Source organism: Devosia oryzisoli (genome assembly GCF_014837245.1).
Taxonomy (GTDB): domain Bacteria; phylum Pseudomonadota; class Alphaproteobacteria; order Rhizobiales; family Devosiaceae; genus Devosia; species Devosia oryzisoli.
The window spans coordinates 76,690-102,487 of the sequence record NZ_JACYFU010000002.1; the positions used below are offsets into that span (position 1 = coordinate 76,690).

The following is a 25,798-nucleotide window of genomic DNA, read 5'->3' on the forward strand; positions in this document are numbered from 1 at the left end:
CCTTAGCGGGGCGCCGTTTCCACCGCCGGAGCAGCGCGATTGTCGGTGCGGTAGGCGAACCTTTCCAGCCCTTCGATATCGGTGAACCGGGGCAGCGTCCCGAGATCGACCTTGTTCAGCGCCACGCCGATCACGTAGTCGGCCAGCTCCGGCTCGCGCTCGAGCACGGAGCGCAGCAGGCGCCGCGGCGTCCTGCCCCATTCGGCCACCAGCACGGCCCCATCGGTGAAGGGCAGCAGGGCCAGAGCGTCGATGACCGGCCCCAGCGGCGGCAAATCGACGATGACGTGGTCAAACTGCCCGCGGGCCTCGGCCAGCACCTTTTGCATGGTGAGGCTGGAGAGGTCCCCGCCGCCTGCTTCGGGCGCGGAGGCCGACAGTGTTACAAGGCCCGTTTCATGATCGGTCACGGCCACGCGCCGCCACTCGCCCTGTTGCGAGGGCAAGATGCGCGACGCCGTCCCCAGTCGATCCCCGCCGCTATCGGCGTCGATCAGCAGGACGCGCGCCCCGCTGGCCGTCAGCATTTCGGCCAGGGAATGGGCGAAGGTGGATTTGCCCTCCCCCGGGAGCACCGAAAGAATGCCGAGGACTGCCGTGCCCCGGTCGGCGATAGGTTGTGCGACCATGCGCGTCGTCTTGAGAACCTCGATGAACGGGGCGCCCCAGCGGCGGCCGATGCGGGACCCGAGCGCGCCCTGGACCAGGGCCCGCACCGTCCGTTGCTGTTCGGCCGGCGCGGCCTTGGCATCGATCTGGAGCTTGGGCACGTAGCCGAGGAAGCGGAGCCCCAGTTGCTTGCGCACCTGCGTGCCAGTGCGGAAGCCGCGGTCGCGCATCTCGTTCAGCGCACCAAGCACAACGCCCGCAAAGGCGCCCGCTATGATCGCGGCAGCCAGGATCACGACCGTGCGCGGGCTCGAGGGATTATCCGGCAGCACGGCGTCGGTCACGATCCGCACGGAGGGAATGGGGAAGCTCTGGCGCTGCACGGCCTCCTCATAGCGCGTGAGGTAGCTGTTGTAGAGTGCGCCGAGCGCGTCAGAGCGCTGCTGCAATTCGTTGAGCCGCACCTGTTCCTGGCTGATATCGCCCGCACTACGCCCTTCAGCGTCGATGTCGGCACGAAGCGCGGCCTCCTGCTGCTGGGCAATATCGAGTTGCGTGCGGTACTGCGCGTTCAGATTCTGCAGCAGCGCGAAGATGTGGCCGTCGAGGGCCGATTTCTCGCCTTTCAGCGCAGCCAGTTGCGGATGGTCCGGCCCATAGGCGGCCTCGATCTGCGCCATGCGGCTGTTGAGGGTCGCGACCTGGTTGCGCAGGCTCTCGATCTCGCTCGGATCGGTCAGGGAGCTGCCGAGCAGCGCCACATAGGTCGAGGCGCCGTCCGGTCCTGCCGCCACCACGTTCTGCAACTGCGATGAAAGTGCCCGCAGGCGTGCGGTCTCTGCCTGTGCCTCGGCCAGCTGGGTGGAGAGCGTTTCGATCCGCTGGTTGGTCAGTGAGCGATCCTGCCCCACCGTCAGTCCGGTCTCCTCGCGGTAGTTCTGGATCGCCAGGATGGCCTGTCGCTGGCTCTCCCCGATCTCCGCGAGGCGCTGCTGCAGCCAATCGGCCGCGGCACTGGTCGCTTCGAGTTCGGCGTTGAGCTGGTCCTGCAGCAGGGCCTTGCCGTAGGCGTTGGCGATGCGCTGGGCGAGTTCGGGCGTGGGCGCTTCGTAGCCGACGCGGATGATCGAGCTGCGGCCCATGCGATCCACCTGGACGTGCGAGCGCAACATGCCCACCACATCCTCCAGCGACGCTTGCTTGCGCTCGGTCGAAGGCGCTCCGCCAAGCCCGAGGATCGATTTGACGCGCTGGGAAAAGGACGGGGGCGGATTGAGGAAATCCTGGTCCGTCATCAGGTTTTCCGCCTCGGCCACCGTCTTAGCGACGCGGCTCGAGCGGAGCACCTCGATCTGGTTGAGCACCTGCGCCTCGAGGTCCGTCGCGCTGGTGGGCGTCTGGGCCTCTCCGGTTACCTGCTCGAGATTGCGGTCGATCAGGATTTGTCCGGCGGAGACGTAGCTGCGGGGCGCCAGGGTCAGGTAGACCGTGGCCAGCACGAGCATCACGCCCACGCAAAGGCCGAGCACCAGCGCCTGCCGCCGCAGGAGCGAAAAGATGCGGTCGAGGTCGATGGTCTTCATATCCGAAGGCTGCGGCGCCAGCCCTTCGGAAAAACCATTCTTTTCAAGCATGAATTTGCTCCGCCGTTCTGTTGGAAGGGTTGCGGCTCAGCCGTTGGTCTGGCCGTAGTGCTCGGCCTGCCGGATGCGCAGGATGCCCCCCGCCACGCCCATATGGAGCATGGCGCGCAGCCAGTTCCGGCGCCGCTGCACCGGCGAGAACAGGGTTAGCCCGGTCATGAGGCAGCAATAGGCCGCCTTCGCGGCCACAACCGGCAAGCTCTTGAGCGGCGAGCCGGTGAGCAGCATGCCGTGTGTCTGGCCAAAGCGCAGCCGGCGCCGCACCAGCCACGCCATGGTGGCGCGCTCGGCAGAAACCGGCTCGTCCACCCAGGCGCCCGGCGCGTAGCCGATGCTGCCCCCCAGGGCGCGCAAGCGGTAGAAGAAGTCGGTGTCTTCGCCCCCGGTGCGCCCGAGGCGCAGATCGAAGCGCAGGCTGCGGAACGGGGCGCGCCAGCGGATCAGCACATTGCAGGTATAGCCGGTGCGTATGGTGCCATCGACGAAGACCGGAAAGGTGGAGTGGAAATCTCCCCGCACCATCCAGTCTGGCGCATCGGCCCGGTAATTGGCCCGCACCGGCCCCAGCACCGCGTCGGGACCATCAGGCCCGGCCGTGTGCAACAGGGCCATGAGCCATCCGGCAGAGACCACTTCGTCATCGTCCACGAAGGCGACATAGTCCGCGTCGACCGCATCGAGGCAGGCGTTGCGGGCGATGCAGATATTGGCGGCCGGCGCGTGCACATACCGCACCGGGACCGGAAGCTCCTGCGCGATGTCGGCCACCAGCTTGCGCGCCGAGGGCTGCTCGTCATTGTCGGCGACGATCACGCGCACGCCGTGCCCGCCGCGGTCGAGGCGTGCGATGGAGCGCAGGGTTTCGGCGAGAAACGGGCGTCGAAAGGTGCAGACGCAGATGTCGATGCTGGCCATGTCGTCCTTATGCCCTTCCGCTCCGGAACGGCTGCTGCAGCAGGTGCAGCCAGAAGCCGGACGACCAGGCGAAGTGCATGATCATGGCCGCCCATCCCACGAGCGGCGAGAGGCGCATGGGCATGCCGTGCTGCGGGTAATGTTTCCTGGCGGCGTGCATACCGAGCGCGATGCACCCGAGGCCCCACGCCAAGAGCGGTAGCAGAAAAACCCAGTGCCAGACCGAGAGGGCCGCCAGCAGCACCACGGGCAGGATCGCCAGCGGCACCATCTGGCGCAGGCGCGGCCGCATGCGATGCTTGAGGATGTTGCGGGCCCTGCCCCCGCCATAGCCGAAATATTGCCGGAACAGGCCGCGCATGGTGGCGCGCGGATAATAGGTCATGCCCGTCCGGTCGGTGAGCCAGATGAGGTTCCCCGCCTGGCGCAGGCGATAGTCCAGTTCTGCATCCTCGTTGAAGCGGAAGGTTTCGTCATAGCCGCCCACGGCACGGAACGCAGAGACGCGCATAAGGGCATGGTGGCCGTGGTCGACGGGGCCGGCCATCTTGCCGGTCCGATGCGCTGATCCCCCCGTCCCCACCGGCGAGTTCTGCGCCGTGGCCACCGCGCGCTGGAACAGCGCGAGGCCAACCGTCTTCATCGGCACGACGACGCTCCCTGCCTGCCGCTCTTCGGCCTCGGCCATCAGCGTCCGGCAGTAATCGGGAGGGTAACTGCCATGCGCATCGATGCGGATCAGGTAGTCCACTTCCGCGCCCAGCAGGGCAACGGCCTGGTTGATGGCAGCAGACTGGATGCGGCGCGGGTTATGGAGATACACCACGCGCTGGTTCTCGGCCGCAATGGCCTTGACGGTGTCGATGGTGCCGTCCGTGCTACCGCCATCGACCACCGCGATCGTCGCGTCGAGGGCCACGGCTTCCACCAGCAGCAGATCCAGCAAGGCGCCGATGTGCCTGTTTTCATTGAGGGTCGGCACCACGATCAGGACACGCGCGCTCATGCTGCGACCTCCAGGTCCGCGGGCACTCCCGCAATTGCGCCAAGGCGCCCGGCCAGTGCCCCGCATTCGGCGGCCTCGCAGCGGAAGCGGGACGGATTGATGGCCGCGACGGCCTCCGCCATGGCGCGCACGCGCTCGCCTGTGAGGTTTCCGAACACGTCGAGCAGGGTGTGCGGCGCGATGTCCTCGAGGACGATCCCGATGCCCAGCCGTTCGATGAATGCGGCCGTCTCGGTTCCTGCCAGCGCGACGGGAATGGCGCCGTTGAGACACCCCTCATAGAGCCGGTTGGGCAGGAGCCAGGCCGAATTCTGCCCTTCCTCGAAAAAGTCGATCGCCCAGACGAAATGGACGCTGGAGTAGAGGCCCGGGAGATCATCGGGATAGCGATAGCCGCCGCCGAAATGGAGGTGCGGTGCGCTCTGTACGCCGGCGTGGAAATCGCGGAAAGCCGTCAGGGCCGGCCGCCCCCGCAGCTCGACCTCCACTTTTCCTCCTAGCGCGCTCGACAGGCGCGACAGGGCCACCAGCGATTTCTCGCAGCGCAGCGCGCCGAACCAGCCGATCCGCAGCGGCTCGAAATGACCATCGAGGGCCGGATTGCGCCCCACCTCCCCATGCCCCGGCGCAAACACCTTGTTCTCGACCAGCAGTGCGGGCGGCGCGTCCTGCGCGTCGAAGTGCTGGGTGAGGAAGGCAGGAGAGCTCGTGAGCAGCAGGCGCACGGGCGCCATCAAGCGCCGCTCGACGGCGCGCAAGGCGCGGCCCACGCGGTCCTGGCGCAGGATCAGCCGGTGCAGGTCGAGGCATTCATAGGCCAGCGCCGGCGCCTCGTCCCAAACTGTCCGCAGGCGGTTGGCGATGGCCAGCATTTCGAGGTTGCGGGCGACGATGACGTCGGGTCGCGGCAGCTGGCGGGCCCACACCGGCGCGCCGCTGCGGGCCTGCAGCGTCGCGAGGAGGCGGTGCAGCATCCGGGCGTCGTGCGTCACGCCCAACTCCACCACGTTCGCCAGCTTCAGGTCCGGCAGCGAAGCATCGGCGCGTCGAAAACCGACGAGGTCCACCTCGGCCCCGCCCATGCGCAGCATCGCCACCCGCCGGGCCACCGCCGGGTCGGCAAGATTGTGGACGAGGTAAAGCACCTTCACCGGGGTTACATCTCCTTTGCCGGACGCGAAACCGACCCATGGCCGGCGCGCGGGTAAGTGGAGAGGGCCTGGAAGATGCGGTCAACGTGACCATCCGTGAGGCTGAAATGCGCTTGGCGCATGACACGAAACAGCCGCAAATCGCGCCCCCTCGCAGAGGGGTCTCCGTCAGGACTGCGTCAGGGTTGACGCCGCGGCACAAGACGTACAAGCGCCTGCGCGACCAGCCAGCCGACACCGAGGCCCACCATTGCCCCGGCTGCCTTGACCACGGCATCGTGCCACTCTCCATGCCGGTCGGGCCGGATGTGCTGAAGGCCCTCAAGCCCGAACACGGCCACGAGCACGATGACCACCGCTGCCCAGATTTGGCGCGGATAGCCCAGCGCAAACAGGAAGCCGACGACGAGGTACGCCGCGGATCGTTCGAGGTCGACCGGCATCGGGCTGCGCGGCCGCAACCCGATGGGAGACAGCGTCGCGAAGGCCAGTGCGAGGATGGTGAGCCAGGCTAGGATGCGCAAAGTACGTTCAGTCATGCCTTCCTCATACATGACCTGAAGCAATCCCGCACAGATCGTCTCAGCCGCCTCCCCCTCTGCCTGATCTCGACCACAAGGCGCGCTTCCAGTAAAAGCGTGCTGGAGCCGCGCAGTGCAGGGCGGCACGATGAGCGCGAGGGTGGCGCGACATGATTGCGCCCCGCCTTGGGCCTTGGGAGTGATCGCAGTGAAAACGCGCAGTTTCGTCAGTGCCCGCATGGTGGCCGAGCGCGCGGGCGTTTCCCGGTCGGCCGTGTCGCGCACCTTCACCGACGGGGCCAGCGTTTCGGAGGAAACCCGCCGCAAGGTGCTCGATGCCGCCGGAGCGCTCGGCTACCACGTCAACCATCTGGCGCGCGGCCTGCGCGAGCGCAGCAACATCGTGTGCCTCGTCGTCTCCAACATGACGACGCCGATCCGCGCGCGCATGGTCGACATCATGACCCGCCAGCTGCAGGCCTCGGGCTGGATCACCATGGTGATCAACACCGAAACCGACACCGAAAGCGTTTCCAAGGCGCTGCGGCAGACCTTGAACTATCGCGCCGACGCCACGGTCGTGCTTTCCGGCACGCCTTCAGCCTCGCTGATCGAGGCGTGCCTAGCCAACGGGCAACAGGTGGTGCTGATCAACCGCGACGACCGGCTCAAGGGGTCGAGCACTCTGGCCGTCGACAATTCACTGGCCGGGCGCGAGGCCCTCTTCCTTCTGCAACGGGCCGGCTGCAAGCGGCTAGGCCTGGTCACCTCCAACGCCCAAACCGCAAGCCTCGTCGAGCGCGAACGCGTCTTCGTGGACATCGCCCGGGCGCAGGGCCTCAACGTCACCGTCACCATGGCCGGTCCCACGACCTACGAATCGGGGGCCGATGCGGCGCGCCGGCTGTTCGGCCGGTCCAACGGCCCGGATGGCGTCTTCTGCGTCACCGATCTGCTCGCGCTCGGCTTCATGGACGTGGCGCGCGACGAGTTTGGTCTGCGCATTCCCGAGGATTTGTGCGTCGTCGGGTTCGACGACATCGAGCAGGCCGACTGGCGCGCCTACCAATTGACCACCTTTGCACAGCCGCTCGAAGCGATGGCCACGCATGTGGTCGATCTGCTCAACGACTCCGAAGGCGCGAGCAGCGATCGCAAGCTGTTCGAGCCGATTCCGATCTGGCGGCGTTCGGTCCGACCCGGCGTAAAAACCGACTGAAACGCTTGCACACGCGTGCATGACAGGCACTGTCATCAAACCGTTATGCACGGAAACTAACAAGGCAGACGATTTTTTTGGCGAATGCACTTGTGTGCAAGCGTCAACCGGTGTTGTCTTGTTGCAGCGATGGCGACCAGCGGCGCGACACCACCCGACAGCAAGATTGGGTGTGTCCTCCCGGCCGTGTCGCGCAGGGAGGAGGCCCATGAGGCGGGCGAGCCGATGCCGATCAAGGCTCGCCGTGCGGTCGCAAGACCCGACGCCGCCTCCGCACTCGGCATGAAAAGCGCGGTGATCCACAAGGATCGCCATGATGGGAGACTGATATGAAACGTCGCGACTTTATAATCTCTGCTGCGGGTACGGTGGCTGGCATGGCCCTCCTGCCCCGCATGTCCTTTGCCGCCGAAGGCGTCATCGACTGGTACACCAGCTCGGACAGCAACATTCTCGACTTCTGGGCCAACACCGTGAAGCCGAAGTTCGAAGCCGCCAACCCGGGCATCACCATCAACCTGGTGGACGCCGGTGACGGCGCCGGCATCATCGCCATCGGCGAGCGGGCCATCGCCGCCAAGCAGAGCGGTGCCGATCCGCAGGCCGACTTCTTCGAATCGGGCAATGCCCTCCTGCCCCCCGGCGCCATCGAAGCCGGCGTCTACACCAACATCAAGGAAGCGGGCCTCTCCAACTACGACAAGGTCAACCCGCTCGCCATCGAGAGCGATTATTCCCTGCCCTATCGCGGGTCGCAGGTGCTGCTCGCCTATGACACCACCAAGCTCGACCCCAAGGACGCGCCCAAGACCTGGGACGACCTCGTCGCCTGGATCAAGGCCAATCCGGGCCAGTTCGTCTACAACCGCGTCGACAAGGGCGGTTCGGGCGGCAACTTCGTGCGCCGTGCCATTCACCAGGCCAATGGCCTTGATCCGTCCAAGTTCACCGTCGACAACTACACGCCAGAGTTCGGCGAGGAAGCGCTCGGCAAGACCTGGGAAATCCTCAAGGACATCGCGCCCTCGCTCTATGACAACGGTGCCTACTCTTCGGGCAACACCCAGTCGATCCAGCTGCTCTCGCAGGGCGTCGTCACCATGACCCCCGTCTGGTCCGACCAGGTGCTGCAGGCCATCGACCAGGGCGTCCTGCCCGAGACGACCGGCCTCGTGCAGCTCCAGGACCTGGCGCTGGCCGGCGGCTTCACCCGCTCCATCGTCATCGAGACCGGCACCAACCGCGACGCCTCGCTCAAGCTGGCGGACTTCATCCTCTCCGAGGAAATCCAGACCGCGATCCTCACCGAGCTGGGTGGCTTCCCGGGCGTGAGCTGGGAGTACATCTCCCCCGAACTGCAGGAAAAGTTCGCGGACATCGTGCCCAAGACCATCCCGACCTTCCCGAGCGGGGATTGGGAAGCGGCCATCAACGATGGCTGGTATCGCAACGTGGCTCCGAACGTCGACCGCAACTCGTGACCGATACTGTCGTAACGGCCCAAAGGCCATTGCTCGAAACGAGCGAACGCAGGAGGCCAGTTGGCCTCCTGCTTGTCGCCATCCCTGTCTTTCTGATCGCCTGGCTGATCATCTGGCCCATCATCAATGCCATCGGCCGGACGCTCTGGCGCGCCGATGCCAACGGCGATGTCGGGTTCACGATCGCCAGCTATGTGAAGTTCTTTTCGGATCAGTACAGCGTCGACAATCTGGCGGTGACCCTCTGGACCACGGGCATGTGTGCCCTGTTCCTTCTCGTCATCTGCCTGCCCATCGCGCTCTACCTGCGGTTCTCCGCGGGCCGGCTGCCCGCCTATGTGCAGGCGCTGGCGATCTTTCCGATGTTCGTGCCCTCGATCATCCTGGCCTACGCGTTCATCCGCGTCCTGGGGCCGAATGGCATGGCGGACATCCTGCTCAATTCGGTCGGCTTGCCCAAAATCCGCACACCCTACCTCACGCCGTGGGGTCCGGTCATCGGCCTCGTGTGGGACAATATCCCGCTGACCATTCTCATTCTGCTCTCGGGCCTGGGTGGCGTGTCCAACCAGTCCATCGAGGCGGCGCGCGACGTGGGCGCCAAGCGCTACCAGGTGTTCTGGCACATCATCCTGCCGCGCATCACCAATTCCATCCTGGTCGCGTTGTCGTTCTCGATCCTGGGCATCTTCTCGTCCTTCACCCTCCCCTATCTTTTGGGACCGGCCTCGCCGGAAATGATGGGCCCCTTCATGCAACGCACCTTCCGCGAGGTGAACGACCCCATCGGGGCGATCACGCAGGCCGTCATCACCTTCGGGTTCTGCATCGTCTTCGGCCTGTTCTACGTGCGCTCGGTCGCGCGCAACCAGGGGAAGTGACAATGACTGCACTTGCCCCTTCCCGGCCGCGCCTCGATGCCACCGGCATCGGCTTTGCCATCGTCCTGACGATCGTCATCGTGCTGCCCCTGCTGGTTGTCGGCACCTGGGCCTTCACCGAGGTGTGGCGCTACCCCAATGTCGTGCCGCAGCAATTCGGCCTGCGGTTCTGGAACCAGACCCTGGGCCGGGCCGACGTGTGGTCGGCGCTGACGCTGAGCCTGCAGCTCAGCACCGTAGTGACGCTGCTCTCGGCGGTGATTTGCCTTCCGGCGGCCTATGCCTTTGCGCGCATGAGCTTTCCGGGGCGGAACATCCTCTTCTTCTCGTTCCTGGCCGGGCACGCCTTCCCCAAGTTCGGGCTCCTTATCGCCATCGCCGCGATCTTCCTGCAGCTCAACCTCATCGGCACCTTCTGGGGCGTCGTGCTGATCCAGCTCGTTGGCACGCTGATGTTCATGATCTGGATTCCGGTGGCCGCGTTCCAGGGCGTCGACCGGCGCATGGAAGAGGCGGCGCGCGACGTGGGCGCGGGACCCTTCCGGGTCTTCTGGTCGATCACCCTGCCCCAGGCCGCGCCGACCATCTTTGCCGCCGTGCTGCTGAGCTTCGTGGGCACCTTCTACGAAACCGAAGGCGCCTGGCTCATCGGCGCCCCGGGGATCCGCACCATGCCGGTGCTCATGATCAGCTTCATCAACAACCAGATGGTCATCCAGTATGGCGCGGTCCTATCCGTCATGCTCTGGGTGCCATCCTTCATCGCCCTGATGTTCGCCCGCCGCGTGATCGGCGGAGGCGCCTTCGCCCGCGGCTTCGGGGGCTAGAGACCAAGTCCATGTCCGTTCTCAAGATTACCGACGTTTCCAAAGTGTTTGCCGGCAACACCGTTGCCGTCGACAAGTTCTCGCTCGATGTCGCCGATGGCGAACTGGTTTGCCTGCTCGGCCCATCGGGCTCGGGCAAGTCGACGCTGCTGCGCATGGTGGGTGGCTTCGAGCGCCCATCGGGCGGGGTCATCACCATCGATGGCGAGGAAATCACCCATCTCTCGCCCGAGAAGCGCCCCACCGGCATGGTGTTCCAGAGCCACGCGCTCTGGACGCACATGAACGTCTTCAAGAACCTGGCCTTCGGCCTCAAACTGCGCCGCCTGCCGGCCGACGAGATCAAGCGCAAGGTGGAGGCCGTGCTCGAACTGGTCGGCCTCGCCGGCTACGGCAACCGCCTGACCCACCAGCTTTCGGGCGGCCAGCAGCAGCGCGTGGCCCTGGCCCGTTCGCTCGTCCTCGAACCCAAGATCCTCCTCCTCGACGAGCCCTTCGCCAGCCTCGACCAGCACCTGCGCGAACGCCTGCGCGAGGAGGTGCGCGACATCCAGCAGCGCCTCAAGATCACGACGCTCTTCGTGACGCACGGGCAGGACGAGGCCTTATCGATGGCCGACCGCATCGTTGTCATGCGCGACGGACGCACCGAACAGATCGACCGCCCCGACGTGGTCTACCGCGATCCCAAGACCCCATTTGTCGCCGGCTTCATCGGCACCATGAACCTGATCGAGGGCACCGTCTCCAACGGCGTCTTCATCCGCGACAGCCTCCGCGTGCCGCTGCCCATTGCCGATGGCCCGGCGATACTGGCAATCCGCCCGGAATCGCTCGATCTCGTCGCGGCCGAACCGGGCATGGCGCGGGTCCATCGCGTGACCGATTACGGCACCCATGGCCTCGTTGATCTCGACCTGCCCGATGGGGAGCGCATCAAGTCGATGGTTTCCCATCCCGACCTCTTCAAGGCCGGCCAGGGCGTTGATCTCAACCCCACCGCCATCGCCGCCTTCAGGGACAAGATGCAAGTCTACCGGAGCCAGACGTGAACGACCCCCTGTTCATCGAACGCGACGGCCACCGCACCTGGCTCAAATGGCATCGGGCGCGCCGCAAGGCGTCCGACCCGGTATTCACCGGCGGGCGCGTCCTTGAGGCGATGCGCCTGGGCGCCAGCGTCGAGGTTGATCTGGTGCGCCACGCCGACGACGGCTTTGCCGTCCTCCATGATTTCTCGCTCGAGCGCGAGACGACTGGCGCCGGGTCGGTGCGGGAGACCTCTGCTGCCGCGCTGCGGCAGTTGCACCTGCGCGGCAACGATGGCCAGCCTCTTGCCGAAATGGTGATGCTGCTCGAAGATCTCTGCACGCTTCTTGGCCGCGATCCGGCCCATCCGGACGCCCTGCTGCAGCTCGACCTCAAGGAAGACGCGACGAGCATCGACGAGGCCTCAGTCGCCCATTTCGCCCGGAGCGTCGCGCCGGTTGCCCGCAACATGATCCTGTCGGGCGGTGACGCCGTGGCGGTGGACCGCCTGGCCAAGGCCACGCCCGGCCTGCGGACCGGTTATGATCCCTGTTACGGGGACTCTCTGGACCAGCTCAAGCGTACCGGCGATTTTGCCCGCTTCGCCACCGAGGCGCTGAAGACTGCCCCGGATGCCGAGCTGATCTATCTCAACTACCAGATCGTGCTGGCTGCCGAAGACGCAGGCCACGACCTTGTCGCCCCCTTCCACAGGGACGGCCGGCGCATCGATGCCTGGACGATCCGTGAGGTGACGCCGGAGAGCATCGGGCAGGTGCAGCGCCTGCTGGCTCTCAAAGTCGACCAGATTACAACCGACGACCCGGAGGGGCTCTACGCGGCCCTCGCACAATGACCCAAGACATCTCAGCCATTCTCGACGACATGGTGGACGCCGCGCGGCAGGCGGGCGCCCTCACCCTCGAACACTTCAAGCGCTTCCGCGAGCTCGAGATCGGGGTCAAGGGCCCGGGCGATTTCGTCTCCGACGCAGACCGCGAATCCGAGCAGCTGATCCGCAAGCACCTGCTCTCGCGCTATACCGGCTGGAGCCTGACCGGCGAGGAGTTCGACCCCGTCGAGGGCGAGAACCGCGATTATCGCTTCCTCGTGGACCCGATCGACGGCACCACCAACTTCATCAACGGCCACCACTACACCATCACCATCGCGCTGCGCCGCGGCCGCGAGACGCTGTGCGGGCTCATCTACAATCCCGTCAGCGACGAGATGTTCACCGCCATCAAGGGCGAAGGCGCCTATCTCAACGGCGAGCACCTCCATGTCAGCCGCTCCACCGATGTGGGTCTGATGATGGTCGGCACGGGCCTGCCCGTCCCCGGCCTCTCGCTCTACCCCGGCGCCTATCAGCGCCTCGACGCCATCCGCGCGCCGATCGGTGCCGTGCGCATCGTCGGGAGCGCGGCCAATAGCTGCGCCTATGTCGCCTGCGGACGGCTGACCGGGTACTTCGAGGAGACCGGGTTCGTCGACACCGCCGCCGGCATTCTCTTGGTGGAAGAGGCGGGCGGCATCGTCACCGACTGGTGGGGCCGCGGCCCGGAAGTTTACGAGCGCACCGGCACGCTGATCGTCGCCAACCCGGCCACCCACGCCTTCCTGATGGACCAACTCAAGGACGTGCCGCGCAAGGACCCGCGGGACTGACCATCCGGCCAGTCTCACTGCCCCAGCAGACCTCACCCTGAGCCCGTCGACCTCACCCTGAGCCCGTCGAAGGGCGAGGTCGTGGGGCACGCTGTGCGCGTCGCACCGCGAAGCCCTGGTGACCCAGGGCAGTTGTATCCCGGGCCTCGTTACGGCTACGCTCTATCGATCGGCGTTGACCAGCTTCGAGCGTCGCAGTTCGCCATTGTCGCTGAGGATCGAATAGGCGATGCCGCTCAGCAGCGAGTTGATGCGCCGCAGGGCGTGGATCGCTTCGAGATGCAGGTCGCTGGTCTCAAAACTATTGGCATTGCCGGTGCGCAGGCGCTGGAAGTGCAGGTCCACGCTGCGCCGTTCCTGGGCGCCGATCTCTTCCTTTTCCGCGATCAGCTGCCGGGCCGATTCCGTATCTTCCGAGACCAGCACGTTGAGCGCCAATTGCATGTTCGAGAGCACGCGCGCATGCAGATCGGTCAGCTCCTGCCAGCCCTGCGGCGAGAACACGAGGCGCCGTTCGAGCTTCTGGTCCGCGATGCGCAGCAGCTGCCGGGTGACGATGTCTCCGGCTTGCTCGAGGCCCATCGCAAAGCTGGTGAGATCGGCGGCACGGCGCATCTGGACGGGATCCATGGCATCGTAATCGAGCTTGGTGAGAAAGAGCTTGATGTCGCGGTTGGCCTGGTCGACTTCGGGCTCGAGCGACTTGACGCGACGGATGGCGGCCTTGTCGCCGCTCTGGAAGATTTCCATCACCGGCTGCAGCATCACCTCAACCATTTCGCTCATGCGCAACAATTCGCGCGTGGCACTGGCAAGAGCCGAATCGGCGCTGGGGTGGCGCTGGCCGCTAAGCGCGGGCGTGCGCAGCCGCGCGACATTGATGTCGCCTCTGTCGGGCGCATCCTGCACGAAGCGATCGGCGAGGTTGGCGACAAGGCGCGTCAGGGGCAGTCCCAGGATCATCACGCCAAGGTTGAACACGATATGGAGCAGGCTCGCCTGCTGTCCCACCGTTCCCGGCAAGCCCAGCTGGTGCAGCTGGAACAGTTGGAACAGGACGAGGCAGAGAATGGCCGCGCCACCCCGGAACACCAGTGCGCCGATGGCGATCCGGCGGGCGCGCACGTCGGACCCCCGGGTCATGCCGAAAGCGATCAGCGTGCCGCCCAGATTGGCTCCGAGCACGAACGCCGCCGCGATCTCGAAGGGAATCAGGCCCGCCGTGCCGAAGGTGATGATGACCAGCACGCTCGCCACCGAGGAATAGCTTGCCCAGGTGATGACGGTCGCCACGAGGAAGCTCGTCCACAGGTCACCGCGCAGATACCCAATAACGGAAGCCAGAACGTCGCTGTCGCGCCACGGCGCAGTCGCTTCCGACACCATTTCGAGAGAGAGGAGCACGAAGGCGATGCCCAGAATCATGCGCCCCAGCTGCTTGGTCTGCCGTGAGTTGCCGCGCAGGAACAGCAGGCCCCCCGCGATGATCAGCGGGGCGGTGAACAGGGAAAGGTCGAAGGACAGCACGCTGGCGACGAGGGCGGAGCCGAAATAGGCGCCCAGCATCAGCGCCAGACCCGTTGTCCCCGCCATCAGGCCCCCTGCCGCGAAGCTGGAGGCGAGCGCCGCGACGGCGGTGGAACTCTGCAGGGCGATCGCCATCACCGTGCCGACGCCGGCGGCCCCGAGGCGACTCTTTTCGGCATGAGCGAGCATACGCTTGAGCGGGGCGGCATAGGCCCGCTCAACCGCTGTGCGCACCATCCGCACGGCCCAGAGCAGCAGCACGATGGCAGCCACCAGTTGGACGATGATGAAGTACATTCCTCTTCCTCGCTCGGGGCGCGCGACCGCCCGCTTTGCCCATGATGTTCACATGAGCGCTCCACATGCAATCGCACACGTGTGCACGGTGTGGAGAAGTTTTCTTTCGCATACCGGTTGCTGCGATTTTGTAGAACTTTCAAGGCCCTGTACAGGCGGGCGCGACGTTGTTTTCCCCAGCGGCCATGTTCAAATGAACATTTTTGGTTGCATTGGCTCCTACGGCTGCTACGACTTGGGAGAAATCCGGGACGGGGAGGTTCCGGCAAACAAGGGAGTGAGCATGTTCAAGAAAGCATTGTGCCTGTCTGCAGGCCTCGCCGTCATCATGGCCGCCACACCGGCGCTGGCCCAGACGGAAATCTCGTGGTGGCACGCCATGGATGCCGAGCTCGGCAAGAAGCTCGAGGAAATCGCCAACGGCTTCAACGAGAGCCAGTCCGAATTCAAGGTCGTCCCGACCTACAAGGGCAGCTATCCCGAGACGCTGACAGCCGCCATCGCCGCCTTCCGCGCCAATGAGCAGCCCGCCATCGTGCAGGTGTTCGAAGTTGGCACCGGCACCATGATGGCCGCCAAGGGCGCCGTCAAACCCGTCTATCAGCTGATGGAAGAAAACGGCGAGCCGTGGGATCCGTCAGGGTTCCTCGCACCCGTGACGGGCTACTATTCCGACACGGACGGCAACATCCTGTCGATGCCGTTCAACTCGTCCACCCCGATCATGTACTACAACAAGGACGTGTTCGAGAAAGCTGGCCTCGACCCTGAGACCCCGCCCAAGACCTGGGCCGAGCTCGAGGAAATGAGCCGCAAGATCATGGAATCGGGCGCGGCTCCGTGCGGCTTCACCACCGGCTGGGTGAGCTGGGTGCAGCTCGAGAACCTCTCGGCGATCCACGACCAGCCCTACGGCACGCTCGAGAACGGCTTTGGTGGCCTCGGCACCGAATTCGTCTTCAACGGCGATGTGCAGACCAAGCACTGGGAAAACCTCAAGAAGTGGGCTGACGAAGGCCTGTTCGAATATGGTGGCCCCGTGGGCGGCGCCGACGCTCCGCCGAAGTTCTACTCGGGCGAATGCGCCATCTACATGAACTCCTCCGCATCGCGGGCCGGCGTCATCAACAACGCCAAGGACTTCGAAGTGGGCTTTGCGCCCCTGCCCTACTATGACGACGTGACGACCGACCCGAAGAACTCGATCATCGGCGGCGCGACGCTCTGGGTGCTCAATGGCAAGGACCCGGAAGTCTACAAGGGTGTGGCACAGTTCTTCACCTACCTGTCTTCTCCTGAAGTCCAGGCCGGCTGGCATCAGTTCACCGGCTACCTGCCGGTCACCAACGCGGCCTACGAACTGGGCCAGGAGCAGGGCTACTACGAAGAGAACCCGGGCTCCGACGTCGCCATCAAGCAGATCACCCGTGGCACGCCGACAGCCAATTCCAAGGGCGTTCGCTTCGGTAACCTGACGCAGGTCCGCACGGTGATCGACGAGGAATTCGAAGCCCTGCTGGCCGGCAACAAGACGGCCAAGGAAGCGCTCGACGCAGCCGTCGAACGCGGCAATCAGATCCTGCGCGACTTCGAAGCCGCCAATAGCTGATCCTCCCCGGATCGTCCCGGCTGCACGGCCGGGGCGATCCACCCCGCTGGCATGACATGCCCAGCGGCAGTTGCAGCTCGGACCGACGGGAGTGATTTCGGCCCATGCAAACCAAGCGGACCATTTTCCCCAACAAGCTCCTGCCCTACCTGCTGCTCACGCCGCAGCTGGCGGTGACGCTGATCTTCTTCATCTGGCCCGCGGCCCAGGCGGTGAAGTCCTCCTTCGAGCGGGAAGATCCGTTCGGCTTCAGGACCACCTTCATCTGGTTCGAAAACTATACGCGCCTGTTTTCCGAGGCGACCTATCTCAATTCCGTAGGCAAGACGGCGCTTTTCGCCATCTCGGTCACGCTCCTGTCCATGAGCCTGTCGCTGTTGCTGGCGGTCGCGGTCAACCGCGTGCTGCGCACCAACCGGCTCTACACCACGCTGCTGGTCTGGCCCTATGCGGTGGCGCCGGTGGTGGTGGGCATCCTCTGGTGGTTCATGTTCAACCCCAGCATTGGCATTGCCCCCTATCTCATGCGCGGCCTCGGCATCGACTGGAACCATCGCATCGATGGCACCGATGCCATGCTGCTGGTCATCATGGCGGCCAGCTGGAAGCAGATTTCATACAACTTCCTGTTCTTCGTGGCCGGCCTCCAGTCGGTGCCGCAATCGCTCACCGAGGCGGCCGCGATCGATGGTGCCGGTCCCTTCAAGCGGTTCTGGACGATTGTTTTCCCGCTGCTGTCGCCGACGACATTCTTCCTCCTCATCGTCAACATCAACTACGCCATGTTCGACACTTTCGGCATCATCGATGCCACGACCTCGGGCGGCCCGGCGCAGGCGACCAACATCCTGGTCTACAAGGTCTATGCCGATGGGTTCCTGGGGCTCAACATCGGCTCCTCGGCCGCCCAATCCGTCGTTCTCATGCTGATCGTCATCGCCCTTACAGCCGTCCAGTTCCGCTTCGTCGAGCGGCGCGTGCAGTACTGAGGAGGCAACACAAATGGTCGAAAACCGCCCCTTCCTGAGCTTCCTCACCCATCTGGTGCTGATCGCCGGCGTCCTGATCGTCGTGTTCCCGGTGTACCTGGCCTTCGTCGCCTCGACGCATGCCGACGGAGAGTTTCTCAGCGGACTTGTGCCGCTGCTGCCTGGACCGAACCTCGTCGAAAACTACTGGCATATGCTGACGGTGGGCATCTCCACCGCCGGCGCGCCCCCGCTCTGGATCATGCTGACCAACTCGCTGATCATCGCCATCTGCATTGCGGTGGGCAAGATCATCATCTCGCTGCTCTCGGCCTATGCGATCGTGTTCTTCAAGTTCCCGTTCCGGCTGCTGGCGTTCTGGATCATCTTCATCACGCTGATGCTGCCGGTCGAGGTCCGCATCATCCCCACCTTCAAGGTGGTCGCAGATCTGGGGCTCCTCAATTCCTATGTCGGCCTCACTCTTCCGCTCATCGCCTCGGCGACGGCCACCTTCCTCTTCCGCCAGTTCTTCCTCACCATTCCGGACGAACTGATGGAGGCCGCCCGCGTCGATGGCGCCGGCCCGCTCAAGTTCTTCCGCGATATCCTCCTGCCGCTCTCGCGCACCAACATCGCCGCCCTGTTCGTGATCCTCTTCATCTACGGCTGGGTGCAGTATCTCTGGCCGCTGCTCGTCACCACCGACAGCCGCTATTACACCGTCGTCATGGGCATCAAGCGCCTCGCGGCCACCGCCGATGGGGAGCCGCAGTGGCACCTCGTCATGGCTGCCGTCATGCTGGCCATGCTGCCCCCCGTCCTCGTCGTCATCTTCATGCAGCGCCTGTTCGTCAAAGGCCTGGTCGAAACGGAGAAATAAGCCATGGCCACCATCAACCTGGTCGACCTCAAGAAGAACTATGGTCCCGTGCCGGCCGTCAAAGGCATCAATCTCTCCGTGGCCGATGGCGAGCTGATCGTCCTGGTGGGTCCTTCGGGCTGCGGCAAGTCCACCCTCCTGCGCATGGTGGCGGGCCTTGAATCGGTGACCTCGGGCCGGATCGAAATCGGCGGCCGCGACGTGGTCAGGGCCGAGCCGGCCGAGCGCGATATCGCCATGGTGTTCCAGAACTACGCGCTCTACCCCCATATGAGCGTGCGGCAGAACCTCGAATATGGCCTCAAGAACCGCGGCACGCCGCGCGAGGAGATCGACCGCCGCGTGCGCGAGGCCGCCGACATCCTCGAAATCGGGCCGATGCTGGACCGCAAGCCGCGCCAGCTCTCGGGCGGCCAGCGCCAGCGCGTCGCCATGGGCCGCGCCATCGTGCGCGAACCGGCTGCGTTCCTGTTCGATGAGCCGCTTTCCAACCTCGATGCCAAGCTGCGCGTGCAGATGCGGGTGGAGATCCGCAAGCTGCAGCGCCGCCTCAAGACCACCAGCCTTTACGTGACGCACGACCAGCTCGAAGCCATGACCCTGGCCGACCGGCTGGTGGTGATGAATGGGGGCCTGGTCGAGCAGATCGGCACCCCCGTGGAAGTCTATGACCGCCCTGCGACGCTGTTCGTGGCCGGCTTCATCGGCTCGCCGCCGATGAACCTCATTTCCGTCGAGGGGCTGGCCTCGGCCGGGCAGAGCCTGCCCCTTCCGCGCGGCACCGACATCGTCGGCATCCGCCCCGACGAGCTCACCCTCGACGCCCCCGCCGGCGCCCATGTGGCGCTGCCCGGCACCGTGGAACTGCTCGAGCCGATCGGCGGGGAAAGTCACCTCCACGTCATGCTGGGCAACGGCCAGACCGTCATCCTCAGCGTGCCGGGCCGTCCCGACATCGCCGAAGGCGCGGCGGTCACCGTGCATGCCGAACACGCCCAGATGCACCCGTTCAGCAAAGAGACAGGCCGGCGCACCGACGCTGTCGCAAATCCGTAACAGAACCGACTTACTGGCTCGGCCAACCTTTCCACGCAAGAAGCTCATCATGACCAGTTCGCACATCACCGGCCCCAGCCGGGACGAGGTCCAGGCGCACCGCGGCGCCTCAGCCATCGCACCCGAAAACACCCTCGCGGCGTTTCGCGCGGCGGCCGAACAGGGTGCGAAATGGGTGGAGCTCGACGTCGCTCTGCTCGGCGACGACACGCTGGTGGTCATCCACGACGACAGCGTCGACCGCACCACGTCGGGAACCGGCAATCTCGGAGCGCTGACGCGGGCCGAGGTGGATCGGCTGGACGCCGGGTCGTGGTTCGGCAGCCAGTTCGCCGGCGAGAAGCTGCCGACTCTGGACGAGGTGATCGCCGAGCTCGGGCAGCTCGGCCTTTCCGCCAATGTCGAAATCAAGCAGCACCCGCACCACAAATCGCTCGACCAGCTGGTCGAGGCCGTGCAGCACGCTATCGGCAAGCGGGCTGCCGGTACGAACATCATGATCTCGAGCTTTGATCCGGACTGTCTCAGGGCAATGCACGCCCTCGAGCCGGATCTCGAAATGGCCATGCTCTGGGGACGCCCGCCGGAGGATTGGGAGGCTCAGCTGGCCGCCATTCCCGCCAAGACCATCCATATGCACTTCAAGGCGCTCTCCATCGGCCTTCTGGAGGAGACCACCAAGAAGGGCACCAAGGTGCGCGCCTGGACCTGCAACGATCCGGTGCAGCTCGTTTCCTTCTGGGACGCAGGGCTGACCGGCGTCATCACCGACAACCCGAAACTTTTCCTCGGCTAGCACAGGTGCGGGACAGGACATGCTCTCGAGCCGGCAACGCGACATTCTCGCCCTGATCGAGACGGAAGGCGCTCAATATATCGAGCATCTTGCGGAGCGGTACGGCCTGACGACGCAGACCATCCGGCGCGACATCAATGCCCTGTGCGACCTCGGCTTTGCGCGGCGCTTCCACGGCGGTGTGGACCTACCGGTCGAGGGGCGCAACATCTCCGTCAACGCCCGCGCCACCCTCAACAGCGGTGCCAAGCAGCGGATCGCAAGCCATGTGGCCGCGGCCATCGAGCCCGGCTCCACCATTTTCATGGGCATCGGCAGCACCGTGCAATTCGTCGCTGCAGCGCTGCGGGAGCATCAGGGATTGCGGGTCGTCACCAACAATATCGACGTCGCGCTGACCCTCAGCGAAGCGCCCCAGGTCGAAGTGCATGTGAGCGGTGGCCTGTTGCGGCACAACGACCGGGACGTGGTGGGGTCGGACGCCTTGCGATTTTTCGAGAAGTTCTATGCCAATTACGCCGTGGTCGGCGCGGGTGCGCTGCATCCGCAAAAGGGCGTCCTCGACTACAGCCACAGCGAGGCGCAGATGACGACGACGCTTCTCGAGAACGCGCGCTCGCATTTCCTCGTCGCCGATGTCAGCAAGTGGACGCGCGACGCTTCCGTGCGCGTGGTGCCGTTTTCGCGCATCGCGTGCCTGGTAACCGATCGCCTGCCCGATGACCCCGCCGTTCGCCGGGCGCTCGACGAGGCCGGCACGGATGTGGTGTTGTGCGACGGGGTGGCGGCGTGACCTATCATGGCCCAGCCCCCCTGCCCCGCGACCTCGAAAAGGTCGAGATGTTGTTCACCGACATCGACGACACGCTGACCACCGAGGGGCGGCTGCTGCCCCAAACCTATCAGGCACTGTGGAGCCTGGCGGACGCGGGCATCTCCATCGTCCCGGTGACCGGCGGGTCGGCCGGCTGGTGCGAGCACATCGTGCGCGTCTGGCCCGTGGCGGCGGTGATCGGCGAAAGCGGCGCCTTTGCCATGCGCTGGCGCAATGGCCGGCTCGAAACCGAGTTCTGGGAAGACGAAGCGCTGCAAAAGGAACGGCAGCGCGTGCATCTGGCGGCGGTTCGCGACCTGCTCGATGGCCAGTTCCCCATCGCGCACGACCAGGGTTTTCGCCTCGCCGACGTGGCGGTGGACATTGCCGGCGGTGCGCGCGCCTCGGTCGACGCCCTGGCCGACAAGATCCGCGCCATCGGAGCAACGGTAGCCATCAGCTCCATCCACATCAACAGCTGGATCGGCGACTACAACAAGAAGGCGATGAGCGCCCGCCTGCTCAAGAGCATGGGCATGGACCAGAGCGAGGTGCCCGAGGCCACCGCCTTCGTGGGCGACTCGCGCAATGACGCGCCGATGTTCGGCTACATCCGCAACTCGTTCGGCGTTGCCAATATCCTGCCGATTCTCAATGACCTGCCGCACAAGCCGCGCTGGATTTCCGGGCGTCCGGCCGGTCTGGGGTTCGTGGATATCGCGCAGGCCCTGCTTGACGCCCGCCGCTAGATCGCCCGCTCCGTCTCCACGTCGAACAGGTGAACCTTGTCAGGCGCAATGCTGAGCCCGACCCGGTCGCCGCTCCGCATATTGCTCCGGCCGGTCAGCACCACGGTCACCTCGGGCTCTCCAGCGGTGCTGAGATAGGTGAGCGAACCGGTAGATTCGACCGCCGCCACCGGCAGGTTCAACTGCGCCCGCGCCGGATCGACGATTTCGAGATGCTCTGGACGCAAGCCGACAGTCACCCTGCGCCCCGCCTGCTGCGGCCGCGACATCGGCAAGGGCTGGGTGTCTGGAAGATCGAGTTGCACCGAGCGCCCATCGGCTGCGATGGTACCGGGCACGAAGTTCATCGCCGGCGAGCCGATGAAGCCAGCAACGAAACGCGTTGCCGGCGTGTCGTAGAGCTCGAGCGGGCTGCCCTGCTGTTCGATGACGCCAGCACGCATCACCACCACATGGTCGGCCATGGTCATGGCCTCGATCTGGTCGTGCGTCACATAGACCGACGTCGCGCCCAGCCGGTCGTGCAGCCCGCGGATCTCCTTGCGCATCTGCACGCGCAGCGCCGCGTCGAGGTTGGACAGCGGCTCGTCGAAGAGGAAGGCCTTGGGGTTGCGAATGATGGCGCGGCCCATCGCGACGCGCTGCCGCTGGCCGCCCGAGAGCTGGCGCGGATAGCGATGGAGGAGGTCGGATAGGCCCGTGGTGGCGGCAACCTCTTCCGCCCTGGCCCGGGCTTCGGCGCGCGGCGTGCCCTTGAGGCGGAGCGAATAGGAGAGGTTCTTTTCAACCGACATATGCGGGTAAAGCGCATAGCTCTGGAAGACCATGGCAACGTCGCGCTTGCGGGGCGGCACGTTGTTCATGGTTTGCCCGGCAATGCTGAGCGTGCCGGAGCTGATCGTCTCCAACCCGGCGATGGAGCGCAACAGGGTGGACTTGCCACAGCCCGAAGGCCCGACCAGCGCAACGAAGCTGCCCTTATCGATGGTCAGGTTGATGTTCTTGAGCGCGTGGAAGGCGCCATAGTGCTTGTCGACATTGCTCAGTTCGATTTGCGCTGTCACTTGAGGGCTCCGGAGGTGAGGCCGGCAACGATGCGGCGCTGAAGGATGACGAAGATCGCGACGATCGGGGTCACGTAGATCGCGGCATAGGCCATGATTCCGTTCCAGTCGGTGGAATTGGGGCCGAGGAAGCCCGACAAGCCGACGCTGGCCGGTTGATAGGCCTGGGTCGTGATGATGGACTTGGAGTAGATGTACTCGCCGAAGGCCTGCATGAAGGTGAGGATGGCCAGCACCAGGATGCCGTTGCGCGCCAGCGGCAGGACGATGAAGAAGAATGCCCCCCAGCGGGAGTTGCCATCGACGAGCGCGGCCTCCTCGAGTTCGCGCGGCACGTTCATGAAGGTGGCGCGCACCAGCACGATATAGAATGGGATCGCCTTGGCACTCGCCGCCAGGATAACCGCGGTTCGCGGGTAGTTAAGCAATCCGAGCTGGTTGAAGCCTACATAGAGCGGGGTGATCATCACCGAGGCCGGAAGCACCTGGAGCATCAGGATCGCGAAGAGCCCGATATCGATCCAGACGCTGCGATAGCGCGCCAGCACATAGGCGCAACCGGTGCCGAGCAGTACGGTGAGCGCGGTTACGCCCGAGCCGATGACAACTGAATTCCACAGGAACACGGACATGTTCCGCCGGGCCCAGGTCTCGGGGTAGATGGAGGGGTCGGGATTGCGCGGCCAGAAGGTCGGCGGGTTGGCGAAGATCTCCGACTGACCTTTGAGGCTGGTGACGTACATCCAGTAGAGCGGGAAGAGGTAGATCGCCGCCAGAGCGATGGCGAGCACGAACAGCAGCTTGGGAACGGGGACGCGGCTCATCCGCGCACCTCATGGCGCGTGGACCAGACATAGACGATCGAGGCGATCAAAACGAAGATCAGCATCATGACGGACACCGTTGCGCCCTTTGCAAAATCGAAGAGCTTGAAGGACCACTGCCACGCCCAATACTGGGCGACACTGGAGGAGTTGGCGGGCCCGCCCTCGGTGATGGCCGGGAACAGGTCGAACTGCTGCAGCGTGTAGATCAGGCCCAGCGCGAGCACCGCGCCGATCGTCGCCCGCATCATCGGCAGGGTAATGGTGGAGAAGCGCTGCCAGCCATTGGCGCCGTCGAGCTCGGCGGCCTCGTAGAGATCGCCGGGAATACCGGCCAGCCCGACCGACAGCAGCATCATGTTGAAGGCGAGGCCAAGCCAGATATTGGCGATGGTGACGGCCCAGATCGACAGATTGGGATCGGATTTCCAGAACATGGTCCCGTTGGTGACGCCAAGCGCCTGCAGGATGGCATTGAGCACGCCATAGTCACCGGCAAGGATAAAGCCCCAGAGGGCCCCAACGACGAGACCGGGCATGACCCACGAGACAAGAAACAGGCCGCGGATCGTGGAGGCGAAGGGGAACTTCGCCATGAAGAAGATGGCGAGCGCAAAGCCAAAGCAGAACTGCCCGATAATCGAGCCGAACACGAAGATCGCCGTGTTCTTCATGACCAGGCCGAACTCGGGCTGGCTGATGACGTCTTGGTAGTTTTCCAGTCCGATGAAGGGGCGCGAGAATGTCCCCAGGTTGAACATGTCGACCTGCTGGAAACTCATCAGGACATTGTAGAGGAGCGGCAATCCGGCCATCACGATCAGGAAGATCATCGTCAGGCTGACCAGCAGGATGTCGAACCCCTTGCCGTCGGTGATGCTCGATAGGATGCGGCGCATGGTCGATCCCCTTCCCCGATTGTGAGAGCGCGCAAAGAACAAATCTCCGGCGGGGTTCACACCGCCGGAGAGAGCTTAGTCAGGATCAGTCCTGGACCACGCTGTCGATCGTGCTCTGAGCCTGGCTCAGCGCCTCGTCGGGCGTCATCTGCCCGGTAAGTGCTGCCTGTTCGGCGTCGAAGATGGCCTTGGACACTTTCTGCCACACCGGCGAGGGGCCGCGTGGCTTGGCGTACTTCAGCTGCTCCTGGAACACCTTCAGGGCAGCATCCTTCTTTTCGACGCCGGTTTCGGGGAGCTCGATGTCGCCACGGGCGGGCAGGTAACCAAATTCGGGAAAGAGCCGGTCATCCTGGCTGACGAAGTACTCCAAAACCTTGAAAGCTTCTTCCGGGTGTTTGGTCGTCGACATTATGCCGAGGTTGAAGCCACCAAGGGCAGAGGAACGCTCGTCGCCCTCCTTGAAGGTCGGCAGCAGGGTCACGCCCCAGTCGAAGTCCGCATCCTTGACCATGCGCTCGATCTCCCAGGGGCCGGAGATGGCCATGGCAGCATTGCCGGAGTTGAAGGTCCCCGTGGAGTCAAATTGGCCGAGCGAGAGCACGTCCTGGCTCATGACGCCGTCGTCGATCATGCCCTTGACCATGGAGAGCCACTCGCGCGCGCCCTCGGTATTGACGTCCTTGTAGCTGCCGCCGGACATCTGGATCACCGGCAGGAACTGGAACGTGCCTTCCTCATTGCCGCGAGCCGAGAGGGTCGCGCCGTAGATGCCCTGGTCGGGCTTGGCCATCTTGCGGGCGGCGGCCTCGAACTCTTCCCAGGTCTGGGGCGGCTCGGCGATGCCGGCCTCCTCAAGCATATCCTTGTTGTAGAACAAGCCGATGGTGTCGGTGTATTTGGGAACGCCGTAAAGCTTGCCGTCCCAGGTGACCGAGTTCAACGGTCCCTCGAAATAGGCATCCGCATTTATGACGTCGCTGTTCTTGACCATGTCGGTGATGTCGAGAAACGCGCCGCGGGAGCTGAACAGGGCAAAGTCGGGGTTGTCGAGGCTCACGATGTCCGGGGCGCTGCCCGTGGCGTAGGCGCGCAGCGTCTCGTTGACGATTTCGTCGAATTTGAGCGTCCGATATTCAACCTTGATGTCGGTACTTTGCTCGTTGAACTCTTTCGAGAAGGTGTCCGAAGGGCCAGCCTGGTTGGCGCCATCGATCGACCAGACGGTGATCGTCACCGGCTCCTGGGCAACACTCGGCCCGGCGATCGCCATGGCGGCGAACGCCACCCCGGCCAGCAGTTTGACTTTTGAGAATTTCATTGCTTTTCCTCCCTTTGCGGCCCCTGGCCGCTCTCCTGGCC

Annotated in this window: 23 protein-coding genes and 1 pseudogene; 14 read left to right on the forward strand and 10 right to left on the reverse strand. The window is 64.8% G+C overall.

Annotated features, from left to right (window positions below; genetic code table 11):
• Positions 1 to 2: 2 nt before the first annotated feature.
• The 5 genes from IC608_RS07025 to IC608_RS07045 form a co-directional block, all read right to left on the reverse strand.
• Positions 3 to 2,243, reverse strand: a complete 2,241-nt coding sequence (locus tag IC608_RS07025) for a Wzz/FepE/Etk N-terminal domain-containing protein (RefSeq protein ID WP_191773965.1) — start codon at positions 2,241 to 2,243, stop codon at positions 3 to 5.
• Positions 2,244 to 2,279: 36 nt separating this feature from the next.
• Positions 2,280 to 3,167 carry a glycosyltransferase family 2 protein gene (locus tag IC608_RS07030; RefSeq protein ID WP_191773967.1) on the reverse strand — a complete coding sequence of 296 codons (888 nt, stop codon included), beginning with the start codon at positions 3,165 to 3,167 and terminating at the stop codon, positions 2,280 to 2,282.
• A gap of 7 nt (positions 3,168 to 3,174) precedes the next feature.
• Positions 3,175 to 4,173, reverse strand: a complete 999-nt coding sequence (locus IC608_RS07035; protein WP_191773969.1) for a glycosyltransferase family 2 protein — start codon at positions 4,171 to 4,173, stop codon at positions 3,175 to 3,177.
• A complete protein-coding gene (locus tag IC608_RS07040; RefSeq protein ID WP_191773971.1) occupies positions 4,170 to 5,324 on the reverse strand; it encodes a glycosyl transferase family 1 in 1,155 nt (384 codons plus the stop codon). The genes IC608_RS07035 and IC608_RS07040 overlap by 4 nt, the downstream gene beginning before the upstream one ends.
• 179 nt (positions 5,325 to 5,503) lie before the next feature.
• Complete coding sequence (locus IC608_RS07045) at positions 5,504 to 5,863, reverse strand: VanZ family protein (protein WP_191773973.1); 360 nt, start codon at positions 5,861 to 5,863, stop codon at positions 5,504 to 5,506.
• 190 nt (positions 5,864 to 6,053) lie between these two features.
• Between IC608_RS07045 and IC608_RS07050 the strand changes: the two genes are divergently transcribed.
• From IC608_RS07050 to IC608_RS07080, 7 genes are all read left to right on the forward strand, one after another.
• Positions 6,054 to 7,064, forward strand: coding sequence for a LacI family DNA-binding transcriptional regulator (locus IC608_RS07050; RefSeq protein ID WP_345890863.1), 1,011 nt, complete (start codon positions 6,054 to 6,056; stop codon positions 7,062 to 7,064).
• Between the two features lie 329 nt (positions 7,065 to 7,393).
• Entirely contained in the window at positions 7,394 to 8,545 is a 1,152-nt protein-coding gene (locus IC608_RS07055; RefSeq protein ID WP_191773977.1) for an extracellular solute-binding protein, read from the forward strand.
• Positions 8,542 to 9,426 (forward strand): ABC transporter permease, encoded by an 885-nt coding sequence (locus IC608_RS07060; RefSeq protein ID WP_191773979.1) that lies wholly within the window; start codon positions 8,542 to 8,544, stop codon positions 9,424 to 9,426. The genes IC608_RS07055 and IC608_RS07060 overlap by 4 nt, the downstream gene beginning before the upstream one ends.
• 2 nt (positions 9,427 to 9,428) lie before the next feature.
• On the forward strand, positions 9,429 to 10,253 hold the full coding sequence (locus IC608_RS07065; protein ID WP_191773981.1) for an ABC transporter permease: 825 nt from the start codon (positions 9,429 to 9,431) through the stop codon (positions 10,251 to 10,253).
• Positions 10,254 to 10,264: 11 nt separating this feature from the next.
• Positions 10,265 to 11,305, forward strand: a complete 1,041-nt coding sequence (locus IC608_RS07070) for an ABC transporter ATP-binding protein (protein WP_191773983.1) — start codon at positions 10,265 to 10,267, stop codon at positions 11,303 to 11,305.
• The gene (locus tag IC608_RS07075; protein ID WP_191773985.1) at positions 11,302 to 12,138 is read left to right on the forward strand and encodes a glycerophosphodiester phosphodiesterase family protein; all 837 of its coding nucleotides are present in this window, start codon (positions 11,302 to 11,304) and stop codon (positions 12,136 to 12,138) included. The genes IC608_RS07070 and IC608_RS07075 overlap by 4 nt, the downstream gene beginning before the upstream one ends.
• The gene (locus tag IC608_RS07080; RefSeq protein WP_191773987.1) at positions 12,135 to 12,950 is read left to right on the forward strand and encodes an inositol monophosphatase family protein; all 816 of its coding nucleotides are present in this window, start codon (positions 12,135 to 12,137) and stop codon (positions 12,948 to 12,950) included. The genes IC608_RS07075 and IC608_RS07080 overlap by 4 nt, the downstream gene beginning before the upstream one ends.
• A 561-nt stretch (positions 12,951 to 13,511) precedes the next feature.
• Here the strand turns inward: IC608_RS07080 and IC608_RS07085 are convergent.
• A pseudogene (locus IC608_RS07085) lies at positions 13,512 to 14,774 on the reverse strand (Na/Pi cotransporter family protein); the annotation flags it as partial.
• 283 nt (positions 14,775 to 15,057) lie between these two features.
• Here IC608_RS07085 and ugpB point away from each other — a divergent pair.
• From ugpB to IC608_RS07120, 7 genes are all read left to right on the forward strand, one after another.
• Positions 15,058 to 16,383: a sn-glycerol-3-phosphate ABC transporter substrate-binding protein UgpB gene (gene ugpB, locus IC608_RS07090; RefSeq protein WP_191773991.1), complete on the forward strand. Its 1,326-nt coding sequence runs from the start codon at positions 15,058 to 15,060 to the stop codon at positions 16,381 to 16,383.
• A gap of 104 nt (positions 16,384 to 16,487) precedes the next feature.
• Positions 16,488 to 17,372 (forward strand): sn-glycerol-3-phosphate ABC transporter permease UgpA, encoded by an 885-nt coding sequence (gene ugpA, locus IC608_RS07095; protein ID WP_191773993.1) that lies wholly within the window; start codon positions 16,488 to 16,490, stop codon positions 17,370 to 17,372.
• A 13-nt stretch (positions 17,373 to 17,385) separates the two neighbouring features.
• Positions 17,386 to 18,234 (forward strand): sn-glycerol-3-phosphate ABC transporter permease UgpE, encoded by an 849-nt coding sequence (gene ugpE / locus IC608_RS07100; protein WP_191773995.1) that lies wholly within the window; start codon positions 17,386 to 17,388, stop codon positions 18,232 to 18,234.
• A gap of 3 nt (positions 18,235 to 18,237) precedes the next feature.
• On the forward strand, positions 18,238 to 19,290 hold the full coding sequence (locus IC608_RS07105; RefSeq protein ID WP_191773997.1) for a sn-glycerol-3-phosphate import ATP-binding protein UgpC: 1,053 nt from the start codon (positions 18,238 to 18,240) through the stop codon (positions 19,288 to 19,290).
• A 49-nt stretch (positions 19,291 to 19,339) separates the two neighbouring features.
• The gene (locus tag IC608_RS07110; RefSeq protein ID WP_191773999.1) at positions 19,340 to 20,086 is read left to right on the forward strand and encodes a glycerophosphoryl diester phosphodiesterase; all 747 of its coding nucleotides are present in this window, start codon (positions 19,340 to 19,342) and stop codon (positions 20,084 to 20,086) included.
• 19 nt (positions 20,087 to 20,105) lie between these two features.
• On the forward strand, positions 20,106 to 20,879 hold the full coding sequence (locus tag IC608_RS07115; protein WP_191774001.1) for a DeoR/GlpR family DNA-binding transcription regulator: 774 nt from the start codon (positions 20,106 to 20,108) through the stop codon (positions 20,877 to 20,879).
• On the forward strand, positions 20,876 to 21,649 hold the full coding sequence (locus tag IC608_RS07120; protein ID WP_191774002.1) for an HAD-IIB family hydrolase: 774 nt from the start codon (positions 20,876 to 20,878) through the stop codon (positions 21,647 to 21,649). Before IC608_RS07115 ends, IC608_RS07120 begins: the two co-directional genes overlap by 4 nt.
• On the opposite strand, the gene IC608_RS07125 is transcribed toward IC608_RS07120, so the two are convergent.
• From IC608_RS07125 to IC608_RS07140, 4 genes are all read right to left on the reverse strand, one after another.
• Positions 21,646 to 22,713, reverse strand: a complete 1,068-nt coding sequence (locus IC608_RS07125) for a sn-glycerol-3-phosphate ABC transporter ATP-binding protein UgpC (RefSeq protein WP_191774004.1) — start codon at positions 22,711 to 22,713, stop codon at positions 21,646 to 21,648. The two genes, IC608_RS07120 and IC608_RS07125, sit on opposite strands and share 4 nt — an antisense overlap.
• Positions 22,710 to 23,537, reverse strand: coding sequence for a carbohydrate ABC transporter permease (locus tag IC608_RS07130; protein ID WP_191774006.1), 828 nt, complete (start codon positions 23,535 to 23,537; stop codon positions 22,710 to 22,712). Before IC608_RS07130 ends, IC608_RS07125 begins: the two co-directional genes overlap by 4 nt.
• A complete protein-coding gene (locus IC608_RS07135) occupies positions 23,534 to 24,436 on the reverse strand; it encodes a carbohydrate ABC transporter permease (RefSeq protein WP_191774008.1) in 903 nt (300 codons plus the stop codon). Before IC608_RS07135 ends, IC608_RS07130 begins: the two co-directional genes overlap by 4 nt.
• 85 nt (positions 24,437 to 24,521) lie before the next feature.
• Positions 24,522 to 25,757: an ABC transporter substrate-binding protein gene (locus IC608_RS07140; RefSeq protein WP_191774010.1), complete on the reverse strand. Its 1,236-nt coding sequence runs from the start codon at positions 25,755 to 25,757 to the stop codon at positions 24,522 to 24,524.
• Positions 25,758 to 25,798 lie beyond the last annotated feature (41 nt).